16 protein-coding genes are annotated in these 17666 nt (G+C 52.7%); 7 read left to right on the top strand and 9 right to left on the bottom strand.

Annotated features, from left to right (window positions below; translation table 11 throughout):
- Nucleotides 1–2: 2 nt before the first annotated feature.
- Nucleotides 3–803 carry a PTS mannose transporter subunit IIC gene (manY, locus tag CHU32_RS13330; protein WP_103676013.1) on the bottom strand — a complete coding sequence of 267 codons (801 nt, stop codon included), beginning with the start codon at nt 801–803 and terminating at the stop codon, nt 3–5.
- Nucleotides 804–865: 62 nt separating this feature from the next.
- Nucleotides 866–1831 carry a PTS mannose transporter subunit IIAB gene (gene manX / locus CHU32_RS13325; protein ID WP_103676012.1) on the bottom strand — a complete coding sequence of 322 codons (966 nt, stop codon included), beginning with the start codon at nt 1829–1831 and terminating at the stop codon, nt 866–868.
- A 440-nt stretch (nt 1832–2271) separates the two neighbouring features.
- On the opposite strand from manX, the gene yoaE reads away from it, so the two are divergent.
- Complete coding sequence (yoaE, locus tag CHU32_RS13320) at nt 2272–3831, top strand: CNNM family cation transport protein YoaE (RefSeq protein WP_103676011.1); 1560 nt, start codon at nt 2272–2274, stop codon at nt 3829–3831.
- A 3-nt stretch (nt 3832–3834) separates the two neighbouring features.
- On the opposite strand, the gene CHU32_RS13315 is transcribed toward yoaE, so the two are convergent.
- From CHU32_RS13315 to pabB, 4 genes are all read right to left on the bottom strand, one after another.
- On the bottom strand, nt 3835–5433 hold the full coding sequence (locus CHU32_RS13315; protein ID WP_103676010.1) for an EAL domain-containing protein: 1599 nt from the start codon (nt 5431–5433) through the stop codon (nt 3835–3837).
- 137 nt (nt 5434–5570) lie between these two features.
- Entirely contained in the window at nt 5571–6935 is a 1365-nt protein-coding gene (gene sdaA, locus CHU32_RS13310; protein ID WP_103676009.1) for an L-serine ammonia-lyase, read from the bottom strand.
- Between the two features lie 161 nt (nt 6936–7096).
- Nucleotides 7097–7675 carry a CoA pyrophosphatase gene (locus CHU32_RS13305; RefSeq protein WP_103676008.1) on the bottom strand — a complete coding sequence of 193 codons (579 nt, stop codon included), beginning with the start codon at nt 7673–7675 and terminating at the stop codon, nt 7097–7099.
- Between the two features lie 3 nt (nt 7676–7678).
- A complete protein-coding gene (gene pabB / locus CHU32_RS13300; RefSeq protein WP_103676007.1) occupies nt 7679–9040 on the bottom strand; it encodes an aminodeoxychorismate synthase component 1 in 1362 nt (453 codons plus the stop codon).
- Between the two features lie 83 nt (nt 9041–9123).
- Between pabB and CHU32_RS13295 the strand changes: the two genes are divergently transcribed.
- The 4 genes from CHU32_RS13295 to CHU32_RS13275 all read left to right on the top strand — a co-directional run bounded on the left by CHU32_RS13295 (nt 9124) and on the right by CHU32_RS13275 (nt 12219).
- Complete coding sequence (locus CHU32_RS13295) at nt 9124–9303, top strand: YoaH family protein (RefSeq protein ID WP_085005980.1); 180 nt, start codon at nt 9124–9126, stop codon at nt 9301–9303.
- A gap of 14 nt (nt 9304–9317) precedes the next feature.
- The gene (locus tag CHU32_RS13290; protein WP_103676006.1) at nt 9318–10385 is read left to right on the top strand and encodes an SMI1/KNR4 family protein; all 1068 of its coding nucleotides are present in this window, start codon (nt 9318–9320) and stop codon (nt 10383–10385) included.
- Nucleotides 10386–10396: 11 nt separating this feature from the next.
- The gene (locus CHU32_RS28590) at nt 10397–11254 is read left to right on the top strand and encodes a pentapeptide repeat-containing protein (RefSeq protein ID WP_245880220.1); all 858 of its coding nucleotides are present in this window, start codon (nt 10397–10399) and stop codon (nt 11252–11254) included.
- A 65-nt stretch (nt 11255–11319) separates the two neighbouring features.
- Nucleotides 11320–12219: a hypothetical protein gene (locus CHU32_RS13275; RefSeq protein WP_103676005.1), complete on the top strand. Its 900-nt coding sequence runs from the start codon at nt 11320–11322 to the stop codon at nt 12217–12219.
- Nucleotides 12220–12377: 158 nt separating this feature from the next.
- Here the strand turns inward: CHU32_RS13275 and CHU32_RS13270 are convergent, their stop codons facing one another.
- The 3 genes from CHU32_RS13270 to CHU32_RS13260 all read right to left on the bottom strand — a co-directional run bounded on the left by CHU32_RS13270 (nt 12378) and on the right by CHU32_RS13260 (nt 14846).
- On the bottom strand, nt 12378–13076 hold the full coding sequence (locus tag CHU32_RS13270; RefSeq protein WP_218113727.1) for a DUF4253 domain-containing protein: 699 nt from the start codon (nt 13074–13076) through the stop codon (nt 12378–12380).
- 26 nt (nt 13077–13102) lie between these two features.
- Nucleotides 13103–14386 (bottom strand): SMI1/KNR4 family protein, encoded by a 1284-nt coding sequence (locus CHU32_RS13265; RefSeq protein ID WP_103676003.1) that lies wholly within the window; start codon nt 14384–14386, stop codon nt 13103–13105.
- Nucleotides 14387–14501: 115 nt separating this feature from the next.
- The gene (locus CHU32_RS13260) at nt 14502–14846 is read right to left on the bottom strand and encodes a RidA family protein (RefSeq protein WP_103676002.1); all 345 of its coding nucleotides are present in this window, start codon (nt 14844–14846) and stop codon (nt 14502–14504) included.
- Nucleotides 14847–14977: 131 nt separating this feature from the next.
- On the opposite strand from CHU32_RS13260, the gene yoaA reads away from it, so the two are divergent.
- Both yoaA and tsaB read left to right on the top strand, forming a co-directional pair.
- The gene (yoaA, locus tag CHU32_RS13255) at nt 14978–16888 is read left to right on the top strand and encodes a DNA repair helicase YoaA (protein WP_103676001.1); all 1911 of its coding nucleotides are present in this window, start codon (nt 14978–14980) and stop codon (nt 16886–16888) included.
- Between the two features lie 63 nt (nt 16889–16951).
- Nucleotides 16952–17647, top strand: coding sequence for a tRNA (adenosine(37)-N6)-threonylcarbamoyltransferase complex dimerization subunit type 1 TsaB (tsaB, locus tag CHU32_RS13250; RefSeq protein WP_103676000.1), 696 nt, complete (start codon nt 16952–16954; stop codon nt 17645–17647).
- Nucleotides 17648–17666: the final 19 nt, after the last annotated feature.

The following is a 17666-nucleotide window of genomic DNA, read 5'->3' as shown; positions in this document are numbered from 1 at the left end:
TGTTAGTCCAGTTCATTATCAAGATCGTTAGTACCTGCCGCCTGAACCGGGGCTCCTGCGGAACGGTTGTATTTCGGGCTCAACTGAATATACAGCACAGCCATCACAGCGCCGATAACGCCGAGTGCTACCAGGTTAAAGTTGGTGAAGGCGGCGGTAACAAAGCCCAGGTAGAAGAACGGCATCAGGTAGCCTGCGCGCATCATGTTGATGACCATCGCATAACCAACGACCACGATCATACCACCGGCAATATTCAGACCGCTGGTCACCACTTCAGGAATGGCGTTCAGCATGTTCTGGACTTCACTGGTACCGACTGAAACCGCAACGATTACTGCCGGGATAGCAATACGCATCGCCTGCAAGAACAGGGAAGAGACGTGTATCCAGGAGAGCGCCGTCAGGTTGCCATTTTCGGCCGCCTTGTCCGCCGCGTGCTGGAAAGCAACAGTGATAGTACGCACGATGATAGTCAGAACCTGGCCTGCAGCAGCCAGAGGAATAGCCAGCGCGATACCTGCACCGATACCCTGATGACCGGCAATAACCAGAATGGTAGAGATGATAGAGGCCAGCGCAGCATCAGGTGCAACGGCGGCACCGATGTTCATCCAGCCCAGCGCAATCATTTCCAGAGTACCACCGATAATAATACCGGTTTTCATATCTCCAAGAACGATACCCACTAGGGTACAGGCGACCAGCGGACGGTGACACTGAAATTCATCGAGTATCGACTCCATACCCGCGATACACGCTACGATAAATATCAGCACAATTTGAAGAACCGTAATCTCCATTGTACTTCTCCTATAAACGTAAGACTAATATATGAAAATTAAATGATAACCAGCGTGACGCGTTACTTACCGATTTTGCCGATCAGTTCCATCATCTTCAGTTTCGGATCGTTGGAGACCTTACGGACTTCCAGTTCAATGCCCCGATCGTTCAGTTTTTTGAATGCCTCAATGTCTTTTTCATCGACTGAAACGGCATTGTTGACCTGCGTTTTACCCTGACGGAACGCCATACCACCGATGTTCACGGAGGTAATTTTCACGCCGCCTTCCACCAGACGTTCGACATCCGTTGGATTAGTAAACAGCAGCATGACGCGCTCACCTGCATATTTCGGGTTGTTATACACGCGGATCATTTTGTCAACGTCAACCACGTGCGCGGTGACACCTGGCGGTGCGACCTGGGTTAACAGCGTTTTACGTACGGTATCTGCTGCAACCTCGTCACTGACGACGATAATGCGACGAACGTTGGTTTCTTTGGTCCAGCGGGTGGCAACCTGACCATGGATCAAGCGGTCATCGATACGTGCAAGACCAATAACCATATAGTCATTGGCACCCATTGGTTTCGCCGGTGCTGCCGGGCGTGGCGCAGCCGCTGCCACCGGAGCGGCGACTTCAACCGGCTTCGCTTTCAGTGCTTTTACGCCTTCACGACCGGTTTCAACCGCCAGGGCAACCAGTTCATCGAAAGTCGGATTATCATCGCGACCCATTAATGTCTCGACCAGCATCGGGATGTTGACACCCGCGATGACTTCATAGTGCTCTTTATCGACGACAATACGGCTGGCAGCGTTGAACGGACTGCCTCCCCATGTATCGACGAGAAATAGCACGCCGCTAGTGGTGTCGAGTTTCGCTAACTGAGCGTTATACTTTTCAATCAGCGTCTCTGCATTCTCGCCTGGAACAAAATCAATCCAGCCGACGTTTTCCTGCTCGCCTAACAGCATCTCAGCCGTTTTCAGCAGTTGTTCTGCAGCCCAACCATGTGTACCAATTACAATAGCAATCGTCACTTGCTACCTCCTTTATTATCGTTAATACATCGACTCTCAGATGCATTGCGAATCGTCGTCAGAAACCGAATCGATTCAGATCTCTGTTTGGCCCGAAAAGTGATTACTACAGTGAATTATTTTAGATAGTAAAAAAATAAATAATGTGATGAAGATCCGTAATTTAAATTTGTACGGGTATTAATTTCGCAGCGCAAAAAATCGCACAGAATGCAAAGACAGGTAAATCTTTGCCAAAGGACATTTTAGTCTGTTATGTTTACCTTTCGTTTAACATAGCAGGAGAACAGGGCAGCCGCCCGTCATATGGACCGTCACCGACGTCTTTTTACAATCACGCACGCTCGTGCCATCCGTCAACATCTCACTATACCTTCCGTCATTGTCACGCCTGAAATACCCCCGGCGCTGGCTAAACACGTCCCCAGCAGGAGCAGATCATGGAATTGTTGATGGACCCCTCAATTTGGGTCGGGCTACTTACGCTGGTCGTCCTTGAGATCGTTCTGGGCATTGATAACCTGGTCTTTATCGCCATTCTTGCTGACAAATTGCCGCCGAAACAGCGCGATAAAGCCCGTCTGATTGGCCTGTCGCTGGCGCTGATTATGCGACTGGCGCTGCTGTCGGTTATTTCATGGATGGTGACGCTCACCAAACCGCTATTCAGCGTCTGGGACTATGCCTTCTCCGGACGCGATCTGATCATGCTGCTTGGAGGGATTTTCTTGCTCTTCAAAGCGACCACCGAACTCCATGAGCGTCTGGAAAATCGCCAGCATGACGGTGGACATGGCAAAGGTTATGCCAGTTTTTGGGTGGTAGTGTTACAGATTGTCGTGCTCGATGCGGTCTTTTCCCTGGATGCGGTGATCACTGCGGTCGGGATGGTGAACCATCTGCCGGTGATGATGGCAGCGGTGGTGATTGCGATGTCGGTGATGCTGCTGGCCTCGAAGCCTCTGACCAACTTCGTCAACCAGCATCCGACGGTCGTGGTGCTGTGTTTAAGCTTCCTGCTGATGATTGGTCTTAGCCTGGTGGCAGAAGGTTTTGGCTTCCATATTCCGAAAGGCTACCTGTACGCGGCGATTGGCTTCTCCATTATTATCGAGTTTTTCAACCAGGTGGCGCGCCGTAACTTTATTCGCCATCAGTCAACCTTGCCGCTGCGCGCACGTACGGCGGATGCCATCCTTCGCCTGATGGGCGGTCGCAAGCGTAATGGCCCGCCTGCCGAATCGGAAAGCCATACCCACGTTCCGATCCCGGATGGAGCCTTTGCTGATGAAGAGCGTTACATGATTAATGGCGTTCTCACGCTGGCCTCACGATCGCTGCGTAGCATCATGACGCCGCGCGGGGATATTAGCTGGGTTGATGCTAACCTGAGCCCGGATGCCATTCGCCAGCAGCTTCTCTCTTCTCCGCACAGCTTGTTTCCGGTGTGCCGCGGTGAGCTGGATGAAGTAATTGGTATTGTCCGCGCCAAAGAGCTGTTGGTGGCGCTGGAAGCGGGTGAAGATGTCGCCGCGATGGCGTCCAGCGCGCCAGCTATCGTGGTTCCTGAAACCCTGGACCCCATCAATCTTCTCGGCGTCCTGCGTCGTGCACGCGGCAGTTTTGTCATTGTCACCAATGAGTTCGGCGTAGTGCAGGGGCTGGTTACGCCGCTCGACGTGCTTGAAGCCATTGCCGGTGAGTTTCCGGACGCCGACGAAACGCCGGAAATCGTTGCGGATGGCGACGGCTGGCTGGTGAAGGGCGGAACCGATCTTCATGCGCTGCAACACACGCTGGAGCTCAATAACCTGGTGAACGATGAAGACGATGTTGCCACCGTGGCGGGTCTGGTCATTGCCGTTAATGGTCATATTCCGGCGGTCGGGGAGGTAATCGAACTGGCTCCGTTACGTATTACGATTATGAAAGCCAATGACTACCGCGTGGACCTGGTTCGCGTCGTTAAAGAACCTTCCGCGGACGACGAAGAAGAGTAACGTCTAACGTAGCGGCATAATTGGCCCGGAAGGGTGATTATGCCGCACGGGTAAGGGCGTTCGCTGCGCCAGCCACAGCGGAAATTCAGCCAGCGGCATGGGTCTGGCATACAGGTAGCCCTGTAATAACAGTACATTATGCTGACGCAAATAGGTTGCCTGCTGTTCGGTCTCAACCCCTTCAGCCACCAGTTCAATATTCAGCCGCTGTCCGAGCGCGATAATAATGTCTGTCACCGTTGAATTGACCGCATCGGTACCAATAGCGCCGGTAAACGCTTTATCGATTTTCAGCACGTCAGGGCGCAGTTTTTCCAGCCACGACAGGGAACTGTTGCCGGTACCGAAATCGTCAATGGCAAGCTTAATCCCCTTACGATGTAGCTCCCGTACAAGGCGATAATCGATATCATCCAGCGCGTCACGTTCGGTTAACTCCACCACCAGTTGCTGTATCGGGTTTGTATCAAACCAATAACGGTTAAGATCTTTAAGTAACAACCCTCGACGCAGGTGGCTGGCGGCAACATTAATACCAATATGAAAATGGTGGTCTGGCGGGAATACGGCCAGGTTACGTACAGTCTCATTGATCACATAGCGGGTCAGAGGAATGATCAGATTGTGATCTTCAGCAATGGGAATAAAAACATCCGGTGAGATCCAACCCTGCCGGGGATTGTTCCAGCGAAGTAAAATCTCCACGCCTGTACATTCATTATTTCGGGTATTGAGAAGCGGCTGACAGAAAACTTCAAATTCCCGGGCGGCAATGCCCAGATTAATTTCCCAGGTAAAACTCATTCGTCCTGCCGTGGCAAGCCAGGCAATCCATGCCAGCAGAGTACTCAGAATCAATGCCAGTGGTAGCTGGCTGGGCAGGTCGCGTAATGCCAGTGCGGTAGCGCCCGGTGTGCTGACGTTAATGGTAAACGGGAAGTTCGCCGACGCCAGCCGATATAACGGATGATCCTGGTCGTCCGCTAACCTGTCGACCACGCCGAGACCCTCTATATAGTGGCGGTCGCCTAATGTCAGGCTCAGGGCGGAAATAAGCGGCGCGCGTGGACTCAAAATCAGGCTGCTTAGCAGCTCAATGTTAATACTCTCCATCACGCCATCTTCACCGTCAGCCGAGACCGGATACCATTGCAGCATAATTGGCGAGCCTCTGAGCAGAGACTGATCGGTTGAAAGGAGTAATCGCGCCTCGCTTGCCGGCAGCGCAGGCTGTAGCTGATTCACCGGAATATCGCGCGCGCCAAAAATACTCGAGCAATAAAGAATGCCGGATTTCACCAGCGCAATAGAGCGGACAGTTTGCAGTATCGCGGCTTTTTTACGGATCAGCGGCTGTACTTCAGCGCAGGGTAATCCCACCAGCCGCATCGTTTCTTCGCGGCTATCTTCGAGCGGAAGCAATATTTTATCCAGGGTGGCAACGGCCTGCGTTGCGGCTTCGTGGATGCGTTCCTGATTTAAGCTACGCTGCGAAATAAATCGTATCCCTAAGGTCAGGCTCAGCGTCACCAGCGCGACAATAGCACTGATGAGAAATCGCTTACGCTGATAATTGACGATAATCCGCTGCGCTGTTTGCATAGTTGGCTTTAATCTTTCTCGCATAACTGGCGAAGGTGCCAGCGGTACCCTAAATAAAATTGTAGTGTGCAAAGACGGATGCGACGAGAAAATAGCGTGTAGGTTGCCCACCTGTGAAAGGTGGGCAAGGAGAGGTTTTAGTCACACTGTACTTTAATGGCCAGACCGCCGCGTGACGTTTCACGGTATTTGGCGTTCATATCTTTGCCGGTTTCATACATAGTCTCTATGACTTTATCCAGCGAAACGCGCGGCTCGCTGGTACGGCGCATGGCCATTCGTGCCGAATTGATCGCTTTTACCGAAGCAATAGCATTACGCTCAATGCAGGGCACCTGAACCTGGCCGGCAACCGGATCGCAGGTCAAGCCAAGGTTATGCTCCATGCCGATTTCGGCGGCGACGCAGACCTGCTCGGGACTTGCGCCCAGCAGTTCCGCCAGGCCTGCTGCTGCCATTGAGCAGGCGACGCCCACTTCGCCCTGGCAACCGACTTCCGCACCTGAAATAGACGCATTCATCTTGTAGAGCGCGCCGATAGCACCCGCGGCAAGGAAGTAGCGGATGTAAATATCCGGGCTAACCGACTCAATAAAATGATCGTAATAGGCCAGAACCGCCGGGACGATACCGCATGCGCCGTTAGTTGGCGCGGTCACTACGCGGCCACCGGCAGCATTCTCTTCATTGACTGCCAGCGCAAACATATTGACCCAGTCAATAACGATCATCGGATCGTTAGACAGCTTATCGCTGGAGACCAGCATCCGGCGCAGGGCGGGCGCACGACGCGGTACGCGCAGCGGACCCGGTAACACGCCTTCGGTATTCAAACCACGATCGATACAGGCGCGCATGGTTTGCCACACGTCGGCGAAATAGTCTTCAATTTCTTTTTTACTGTGTAGCGCCAGCTCGTTCTGCATCACCATGCCGGAAAGCGACAGGCCAGTCTCTTTACAATAACCCAGCATCTCTTTCGCCGAGGTAAATGGATAGGGGACGCTCAGCTCGCTGCTGGCATCTTTACCAAAATGCTCTTCATCAACGATAAAACCGCCGCCAATAGAGTAATAGGTTTTACTGTAGATGACCTTTTCGCCGTTCCACGCGTGGATTTGCATCCCGTTCTCATGCAGCGATAAGTTGTCACTGCGAAAATGCATCCCGTCATTAGCGGGGAAATCCACTTCATGCGCGCCATTCGCCAGCAGCAGGCGGCCGCGCGCTTCAACGTCGCGAATAAATGCCGGAATACTGTCAATATCGACGGTTGCCGGCAAATTGCCCGCCAGACCCATAATGATAGCGATATCGGTGTGGTGACCCTTACCGGTCAATGACAGCGAACCATAGACATCCACCGTCACGCGGGTGACGGTTTTCAGCAGCTCTTTTTCGACCAGATCATCGACGAACTGTTTACCGGCCTTCATTGGCCCTACAGTGTGGGAAGATGAGGGGCCAATCCCCACCTTAAACATGTCGAATAGACTAATCACGGTATGTACTCCTGACAGGGTTACTGACTCTTAGTAACGATGTAAAAATTGGGCTTAGTGTAAGAGGGAACGGCGTTTTCAGCCTGACTATTCACATGAATTAAACTAATGTCTAACCGCTGATTTACTAATGAGTGCAGTCCCCGTTCCCTCTACTATAGTCAGGGTTTGAATCCCACTTGTAGCGCCAGCTCACGAATAATGCCTGCGGTCATGCCCCAGACAAAATAGTGCTGATACCATGAAAGCCAGAGGCGGTGTGAATTCCCGCGACGGTGAATATCAAGAGGATGATAGCGACCCAGACGCAAGGCTTCCGCCAGCGGCATTTCAAACACCGCAGCGACCTCGTCTTCGCAGGCACGCCAGGGAAGATCGGGTGGAATAATACCCACGACCGGCGTGACCTGAAATCCGGTTACGCTGTCAACCGGCGGTAATACCCCAATCACTTCTACTTCCTCAGGCGGAATAGCGACCTCCTCCTGCGCTTCGCGTAACGCGGCGGCAATCAGGGAGGCATCACTGGCATCTACTGCGCCGCCGGGAAATGCAACCTGCCCGGCGTGTTTGCGCAAATGCGGTGAGCGCTGGGTTAGTAGCAGGCCTGGCTGTTCCCGGCGAACAACCGGGATCAGCACCGCCGCCTGGCGGCTGTTAAGCGTGCTGCGTCCGGGCTGGGGGCGCAGGAGTTGAAAGCGTGAGAGAAAATCATCAAGCGTCAGATTGGGAACATCCACAGATCACATCTCCAGTTGTTGCAGGATACGATTAACTTTATCAAAGGTTTCCTGATATTCCGCCTCTTCCTGACTATCGGCGACGATCCCGCCGCCCGCGGAACAATATAGCTGCCCCTGATAAGCCGTTAAGGTACGGATGGTAATACTGGTGTCCATATTGCCGCACAGACTCAGGTAGCCGATGCTGCCGCACCAGGCATTGCGTCGGTGTGGCTCCAGTTCGTCAATGATTTCCATTGCCCGCACCTTTGGCGCGCCGGTAATAGAACCGCCCGGAAAGGCGGCCCGCAGCAGATCGGTGGCGTGTAAATATGCAGGGAGTGTCGCGGTAATGGTACTCACCAGATGGTGTACCGCCGGAAACGGCTCCACGACAAACAGTTCCGGCACCGCCACCGAGCCGGGCACGGCAACGCGGCCAATATCATTACGCATTAAATCGACAATCATCAGATTCTCGGCACGATCTTTAGGGGAGCGGGCAAGCTTTGCGGCCTGTTGTGCATCTTCATCGGGGTTATTCCGCCGAGGCAGTGTGCCCTTAATGGGCCGGGTCTGGATGTGGCCCTCATGCAACTGGATAAAGCGCTCCGGCGACAGGCTGAGAATGGCACCTTCTTCAAGGCGTAAAAAGGCGCTGAAAGGTGCTTTATTGGCAGCATTGAGCTGGCGAAACATCGCCCATTCATCGCCTTCATAACGTGCCTGAAAACGCTGCGCCAGATTAACCTGGTAACAGTCGCCGCTGTGCAGATATTCCTGTACCTGGCGGAACTTTTCACCGTACTGGACGCGGGTCATGTTTGACTGCCAGCCGGAGGTGAGTCGAAAGCCCGCAGCTTCAGGTAAGCTTCTGTCAGCCAGCCAGGCCAGCCGCTGATTAACATCACCATGACTGAGCAGTGTGACCCGCTGGCGTTGATGATCGACAATCAAGGCCCAGTCATAAATTCCCACCGCCATATCCGGCAGTGGAATATCGGCTTCAGCCTTTGTCGGGAGCGTCTCGAAACGCCGTCCTAAATCGTAGCCAAACAACCCCAGCGCGCCGCCCTGAAAAGGCAGATCGTCCTGTGGCCCAGGCTGTAAATGCAGCGCGTCGAGCCTGTTTTGCAGCAGGGTTAACGGATTGTCCTGTGAACGGCGTTCTTCTCCGCCGCTGGCTATTGTGGTGGTATCGCCTTGCGTAATCAGCGTAGCGCGCGGATCGGCGACCAGAATATCGAACCGGCTGTGCGGATGATCGGCATGGCCTGAATGCAGCAGCATCGCCCACGGCAGATGGCTAATCGCGGAGAAATAACGTTCGGCGGCGTCCTGACGCCACGGTAAAGCGATAACGGTGGGAGAATGCGTGTTCATCGTACCTGACTCTGTGCTGTCCTGCTGGCTAAGTGCCGGACAGCATGAAATAATAAGCGACAATAATGTAGCAGGAGTGTGTCATGTTTGCAGGTTTACCTTCGCTCAGCCATGAGCAGCAGCAAAAAGCGGTCGAGCGTATTCAGGAACTGATGGCGCAGGGGATGAGCAGTGGCCAGGCCATTTCCCAGGTGGCGGATGAACTGCGTGCCAGCCACACCGGTGAGCGGATCGTGGCGCGTTTTGAGGATGAAGACGAGTAACTCACGGGAGACGTATGCCTGAGATCGTATTACCGGCGGCCGTTCGCGAGTTTCTTCTTGCCGCCGTGGTGCCTGGCGATATGACGCTGCCTTTTCATTATCCCGAGCCTGAGCAATGGATACAGTGGCAACGCGGATTTCGTGTTCACGGCATCACGGGAGAGGACCTGACCGCCAGCCGCGCGGGAGCCTGGCAACCCGGCTGGGTCGTCATCGCGCTCAACGGTTTTGACGATCCCTTTTTTGTCGATCTCAACGACGCCGCGCAGGGCTTTCCGGTTTATTACGCACCGCATGGCGCAGGCCGTTGGGAGGCGCAACGGGTTGCTCCCACCCTGGCAAACTTTCACGAGCGGCTGGTAGCATTGCACGATCTGGCTGAAGATGATTCTGCGTTTGTGCACTATCTGGATTCGCTCCCTGAAAGGCAGGAGCCGTTCTGGGCCGAGGTGCGTAGTGAAAGGCAGGAGCGTGAAGACCCGGTTGAAGATGAAATCGCTGCCCCCTCCGATCCCGCAGACTGGCAGCGGGGGAAACTGATAGTGACTGAGGTCGGTGGGCAAAAACTGAAGGTCGCCCACCTTTTGCGAAAAACGCTCAACCTCTCTCTTTCTGAGGTGATGGCGTTTATTGCTCAACCGCCGATTATTGCTGGCGAAGATTTTCATATCCGCCTGCGTCCGCTGGAAGCCTCACTTTCTGCCCTTGGCGCAAGCGTAGCGTTTCAGCCTGAGGGACCTCAGCTGGAAACGTTCCGATTGAATGCTTTTTTCACGGTTGAAGCGCTTATCGAATGCGTCAAAGCGGGCCAGGAAACCGGCGTTTATTACGATATTTACTCGGCAAGCGGCGAGGCGTTTCACACGGGGGAGCAGGTTTATATTGTTGATCCTGAAACGGGTGAGGGTGATCCGCTGGCCTTTCAGGTTAACGGGGTGACGTTACATTATGCTTATGCTGGCGACCAGTTCCGCAGCGTGGTAGAGCTAGCCGTTGAGCAAAAGCCCGCAGTCAGCGCAGAGGACATTATCCGTGCGCTCAACCACTACAGCGACTATGATGATTTTCTGGATATGGAATAGCAAGGATAGTGATGAACAACGAGGATGTTCAGGCACATATTACGATTCATTTCTTAACGGATGACGTTCTGAACATTCCCGCCAATAGTTTAATTGGCTGGAACTTTGCAGGGCAGAATTTACATCGGGCGATAATGGATGATCTCTGTCTTGACGGGGCTGATTTTGCGGATGCCCATCTGCGCAATACCAGCCTGATCCGGGCCTCTCTGGTGGGCGCAGATTTATCCCGGGCGGCGCTAATGTGTGCTTCACTCGATCAGGCCCGCCTTATGCACTGTAATTTCCGTGCAACCAGACCCTTTTTTGCCTCATTTATCGGTGCTTCTTTACAAGGCGCGGATTTTAGCGATGCCGATGTCCACGGTGCAAAATTTACCTGCGCCAACCTTTGTGGGGCGAATCTACGCTTTGCTCGTTATGAGGGTTGTGATTTTCAGCACGCACGTTATGATGCGCAAACGCAATGGCCGGAAGGTTTTGAACCGCAGGCGTGGGGGGCTATTCACATGGGCACATTATTATTACCCGCAGCCGATCTTCCTGATGGATTTTGTTACCCCGCCCGTTTTTGCCGACTGATCGGGCAGAACTTACTCGATTTTGACCCATGGATCGTGCTGACCGGCCAATACCTTAAAATACGCTATGACGGTCTCAGGTCACGTTATCCGCAAAGACGATTAATTCCTTTCGCCAGGCGCGAAGATAATGACGATGTCGCCTGCTGGGAAGCCGGAAAGGGGGAAAAGGTTTTCATCGTTCACGACTTTGCCAGCCCAGGCTGGGAACAGCACGAGACGTTCGAATGTTTTGCCGACTGGTTTCATCATGCGCTGGATGCCACGCTGACGTTTGATGATGAATGAATCTGCTTTCGATTCATTAACTCAGGCTAATTTTTATGGAATAACACCATGCAGGAGGCTTACTTATGATCACTCTTCCCCTTACACGTCTTAACCATCACTCCCGGGGGCAGTTTGTTGCCTGCTCATGGGCCGCGGATGGGCGGATAGCTATTCTGGAAACCGAAAAAATACCTGAGCGTATTGATGGCATGTTTGTTCCGACGCGAACAGAGAAGCAAGGCTGGTATATCACCCTTTATTCTCCAGATTTACGTCGTCTGGAATTGCCGGTAATTACAGATGACATAAATTTTCATCATATTCAGCTTGTGGATGATGACCACCTCTTACTGGTTTGTGGTCGCAGCCGCTACCAAAATGGTGAAGGAGAGAAAAATGCGGCGATTTATACGCTAAACAGCACTGTGGTTCGCCGCTTTACGTTAGGCGATGGTATTCAGGATATTTCCGTTACAGAGGACGGCGCGATATGGGTCAGCTATTTCGATGAAGGTGTTTTCGGCAATTATGGCTGGGAGGAGCCAATGGGCCGGCCCGGTCTGGTAAAATACGATCTCTGCGGAAATATACTCTGGCAACAGGACGAGTTTGATATTTGTGACTGCTATGCGCTTAACGTCGAAAACCCGCAGTCCGTGTGGTTTTACTATTATATGGACTTTAAACTGGTGCATCTTAGCGGCAGTGATTCAGTGAGTTATCAAATACCGGTCCAGGGTATGCAGGATTTCGCGCTCTGCAACCCGTGGATCATTACCGACAACGGTTATAATCAGCATAATAAATTTACGCTTTGGCGTCTGACCGGGCAGCAGCTAAAAAAACAGGACAGCCTGCAATTTGCTCATCCGGATGAAAAGCATTTTGCGCACGCTGCCTGGTATATGAGTAGTAACCGCATCCTGGCTTGTACTGCCAATGGCATTTACTTTTGCCAACTTTCGCCCTCGCTCTTTGATTGACATCATTGGCGATCGCGTTGCTTAATCCGGCATGGAAAGTATTGTCGGATTAAAGCTGTGAGGTCGGTTTGCGCAAACGAAATGCCATCAGGCATAACCGGCCTCAACAACCGTGAGAGCGGCAGTATATTACCGCTCTAATTCGATGTTAACCGTGTTCAATCCCACCAGAAATACCAGACCGGGGCGTTTTTTAACATACTGGCCAGCGCTCTGATACTCTCCATCCCCTGCGTCACAATATCCTCGCAAAAGGCAAATTGCTCATTTGCCAGCTTTTCTGCATCTTCATCGCTCTGCGGCGGGCGTGAGACCGACATCTCCCAGACATCATGTGTTACCGCAACCGGTATTGCACCGTATTGTTCATACCACCAACGAAAAACGGCGATTTGTTCCGCGGGTGACGGGCAACTATTAAACCCGCCCATGGGCACCCACGCGGCGAGTTCCCACGGATTCCGGGTAGGGATTTTGACCAGCAAAATTTCTTTACAGAGCTGCTCCTCGTCATGCCACCAGGAGCAAAACTGGTCGTTGGGCATAGTGTCAGTAAATTCGCCAGTCATTCCATCGCCAGAAGGATAACGGGCGAATAACGCCTGCGCGTCCAGCTTTTCAGCTTCGCAAATCATTTGCCTGCGATCTTCTGCAAAAGAGGTTGGATCGAATTCTTCCAGCATGTCCGTTAGCGTACTATCCGGAACAATGATCAGCGGAATGAACCCGGCTTTTTCACCTTCCTCACGCCATTGCTGCCAGGTCGCCAGCAGACGTTTGTCATCAGTTTCATCAATGAAAAGCTGATATTCGCAGTGTAAAAGATCGATAATTTGTTGGCATTCTTCAGTCATCATGATTGTCCTTAATTGATGGGGTTTATTTAAGATCCGGGATAGTACCTTTCATACAGCATTGATAACTCCGGAAAACGTTGTACAGCCTGCTTTACCAGCGGCAGAATTCGCCGATCTTGCACTCGTCCTAATGTCTCGATGAGCTGGCGAATCACTGCACAGTCTGCATGGGCGAAAAGCGGTAATAACATATCAATGTGATGATCATCGGAGATAAAATCTGGCGTATTTTGTAATGCATAGAGTAGCGTAACAAGACGTCGATCGGTGACTTTATGTAAAAGATGGGTAAAGTTTTTAAACCGATTATATTTTGTTTCCTGAATGGCAAAAATAGCAGAGGGAAATTCGCGCTCATTGAGTTCTGGCAGTAGCCTGAATAAAGGAAAAATATATCTGTCTATGTTTTCACCACGGCGGGCTATAAATTTTAATTTGCTAATAACAAATTCTCGCCATTTCCCTGGGGTGTTAAAAAATTGCCATAAAAGATCATGGGCGCTATTGGCTCTAAAAGTAAATAAAATTCTCAGCGCTTCTGCGCAAAGCTGTAAATCTTCTTTTTCCCGGCAAATGTTTTCCATTAATGCCAGGGTTTTATATTCCGGCAAGGCAAAACGAGACAATGAAGAAATAATACGCAGGCGCATCACGGGGGCATCCGCCGTATTGTACATGGCCCTTAGCTGCATCTGTGAGCCTGGAACGCTTGTGCCAAAACGATCCATGTCCATACTACAGAGAATACCGTCAAGCCAGCGCTCATACCAGTCGAGAAAATCCTCATCATAAATAAATTCAAATGGGTAATCACAATTACCATCAGTTGCAATCAAGCGCCCACGATATTCTCCTGTAACAACCAGGCAGATATCGTAAGTACAACCTTCCGTCAGAATTGTTAAAAGGCCATTATAGGCAATAAGCATATCCACATCATCGCTGGCATCATACCATTTCTGCTGGCGGTCATTAATTGCATCCATTTCTTGCTGAGTCATATCCAGAGGGATAACGCTATCCTGAGTCAAGTTACCATCGACTCGCGTTTTTTCAAGTGGATACAGCCCCCAGGCAAAGCCTGGACCACCGTTGGCAATATAGCGTAAGAAAATCCGGTAGGAGCGTGGCAAGATAATATTATGTTTTTCTTCCCACGTCGCGATATTGCCTTCTTCCGCAGGCTCAGGCCATTGATAATGCCATTTCTCTGAGCCAAAAATTTTATAGTGCGGATCTTTTTGATGAATTTGTGGTATTTTTTCCTGAATGCGCGAAATTTGTTTTCGTTCACCGTCAGTTAATTGCATCCTTGCTCTCCTTTTGCCCTGCTTTCTGGCGCTAAGTTCGCAATGTTAACCATTGCATTTCGCTCATACATCAGGCCCGAACAATCCAATTGCAGGACCTGATGGCCTGCTATATTTATACCGCCGCAATAATCTTAATTTCAACCTTATACTGCGGTTTCATCAGCGTTGCCTGTACGGTACAGCGCACCGGCGCGTGGCCTGCCACCACCCAGGTGTCCCACGCTTTATTCATTGCGGCGAAATCATCGGCATTAGCGAGAAAAATTGTCGCGTCCAGAATGTGAGTTTTATCGCTGCCTTGCCTGGCCAGTACCGCATCAATCTGCGCCAGCGTATTCGCCGTCTGCTCAAAGGCATCAGCATCAAGATTTTCTGGTACGCCGGTGTAGTACAGCGTCTGATTGTGGATCACGACGTCAGACCAGCGGGCTTCGGCATCGATACGGGTAATGGTCATGGGATTTTCCTTTTTAAATTCTCACAGATAGTGTTCAAGACTGCCATATTGTCCGCGTTTCGTCATCTCTTCGTGCTGGCGAAAACCAGCTCACCCTGACATAATCACTGGCGATTTAACCAGGGGGTAGCGTGACGGACGATTTTGCAACAGACGGCCAGTTAGCCAAAGCCATACCCGGCTTCAAACCGCGCGAGCCGCAGCGCCAGATGGCGGTGGCGGTCGCCGGGGCGATTGAGAAAACTCAACCGCTGGTAGTTGAGGCGGGGACCGGGACCGGGAAGACTTACGCCTATCTCGCCCCAGCCTTGCGTGCGGGTAAAAAAGTCATTATCTCTACCGGCTCAAAAGCGTTGCAGGATCAGCTCTACAGCCGTGATTTACCCACCGTCTCGAAAGCGCTGGACTTTACCGGCAAACTGGCGCTGCTGAAAGGGCGCTCAAACTACCTGTGCCTTGAACGTCTGGAGCAGCAGGCGCTGGCAGGTGGCGACCTGCCGGTGCAAACGCTTAGCGACGTTATCCTCCTGCGCTCATGGGCTAATAATACAATTGATGGCGACATCAGCACCTGTGCCAGCGTGGCGGAGGATTCCCAGGCGTGGCCGCTGGTGACCAGCACCAACGATAACTGTCTGGGCAGTGACTGCCCGCTGTATAAAGACTGCTTCGTGGTCAAGGCGCGTAAAAAGGCGATGGACGCCGACGTGGTGGTGGTCAACCATCACCTTTTCCTCGCCGATATGGTGGTCAAAGACAGCGGTTTTGGTGAACTCATCCCTGAGGCGGATGTGATGATATTTGATGAAGCGCACCAGCTTCCGGATATCGCCAGCCAGTATTTTGGTCAGTCGCTCTCCAGCCGTCAGTTGCTGGACCTGGCGAAAGACATCAGCATTGCCTACCGCACGGAAGTCAAAGACACCCAGCAGTTGCAAAAATGTGCCGACCGGCTGGCGCAGAGTGCCCAGGATTTTCGCCTGCAGCTGGGCGAACCCGGCTATCGCGGTAATCTGCGTGAGCTGCTGGCGGACGCCAATATTCAACGTGCGCTGCTGCTGCTCGATGATGCGCTTGAGCTGTGTTACGACGTGGCAAAACTCTCGCTCGGCCGCTCGGCGTTACTGGATGCGGCATTTGAGCGCGCCACGCTGTATCGTGCCCGCCTGAAGCGGCTGAAAGAGATTAACCAGCCAGGTTACAGCTACTGGTACGAATGTAACTCCCGCCATTTTACCCTTGCGCTCACACCGCTGACGGTGGCGGACAAATTTAAAGAGGTGATGGCGCAGAAGCCGGGAAGCTGGATTTTTACCTCCGCCACGCTGTCAGTGAATGACGACCTCCATCATTTCACTTCCCGCCTCGGTATTGACGAGGCGCATTCCTTACTGTTGCCGAGTCCTTTCGATTACGCAAATCAGGCGCTGTTGTGCGTGCCACGTAATCTGCCTGCGACCAATCAGCCGGGCGCGGCGCGTCATCTGGCGGCAATGCTCAAACCGATGATTGAGGCTAATAACGGCCGCTGCTTTATGCTTTGCACTTCCCACGCCATGATGCGTGATTTGGCCGCACAGTTTCGTGCCACCATGACCCTGCCGGTGCTGCTTCAGGGAGAGACCAGCAAAGGCCAGCTTTTGCAGCAGTTTGTCAGCGCCGGAAACGCGCTGCTGGTAGCGACCAGCAGTTTCTGGGAAGGCGTGGACGTGCGCGGCGATACCCTGTCGCTGGTGATCATCGACAAACTGCCGTTTACCTCGCCGGAAGATCCGCTGTTGAAAGCGCGGATGGAAGACTGTCGCCTGCGCGGCGGCGATCCGTTTGATGAGGTCCAGCTTCCCGACGCGGTGATTACCCTTAAACAGGGCGTGGGACGTCTTATCCGCGATGTTGACGATCGCGGCGTGCTGGTGATTTGCGATAACCGTCTGGTGATGCGGCCTTACGGCGCGGTTTTTCTGGCCAGCCTGCCGCCGACGCCGCGCACCCGTGACATCGGCCGGGCAGTGCGTTTTCTGGCCGTTCCGCCAGCGCGGTAATTTAGCGGCGGCTGTGATAAAATAGAGCCAATTTTTTGATCTGGAGTGTAAGACGCGATCCCCATGCGAATTCTGGCTATTGATACCGCCACGGAGGCTTGTTCCGTTGCCCTGTGGAATGACGGTAAAACCGGTGCCCATTTTGAACTGTGTCCGCGGGAACATACCCAACGTATTCTGCCCTTAGTCCAGCAGCAACTGAGCGACGGCGGCGTCACACTGGCGGACCTTGATGCGCTGGCGTTTGGACGTGGGCCGGGCAGCTTTACCGGCGTACGTATCGGCATTGGCATTGCCCAGGGGCTGGCGCTGGGTGCCAACCTGCCGATGATCGGCGTCTCGACGTTAATGACGATGGCCGAAGGAGCCTGGCGAAAAACCGGCGCTACCCGTGTACTGGCGGCCATTGATGCCCGTATGGGCGAAGTGTACTGGGCAGAATACCAGCGAGATGAAGCGGGCGTCTGGCACGGCGAAGAGACCGAAGCGGTGCTTAAACCAGAGGTGGTTAATGCACGGTTGAAAAACCTGAGCGGCAGTTGGGCTACAGTGGGAACCGGTTGGGCTGCCTGGCCCGATTTAGCCCAGGACAGTGGTCTTACCTTAACCGATGGCGAAATGCTGTTACCGGCAGCGGAAGATATGCTGCCGCTGGCCTGCCAGCTATTCTCGCGTCATCAGACCGTCGCGGTGGAAATGGCGGAACCCATCTATTTACGCAATGAAGTCGCATGGAAGAAACTTCCTGGCCGGGAATGAATCTCAGTATCAGAGACTC

Origin of the sequence: Superficieibacter electus (assembly GCF_002915575.1) — a bacterium.
In the GTDB taxonomy this organism is placed as follows: Bacteria; Pseudomonadota; Gammaproteobacteria; order Enterobacterales; family Enterobacteriaceae; genus Superficieibacter; species Superficieibacter electus.
Note: the sequence above shows the minus strand (reverse complement) of the source record. Positions and strands in the feature narration are given on the sequence as shown.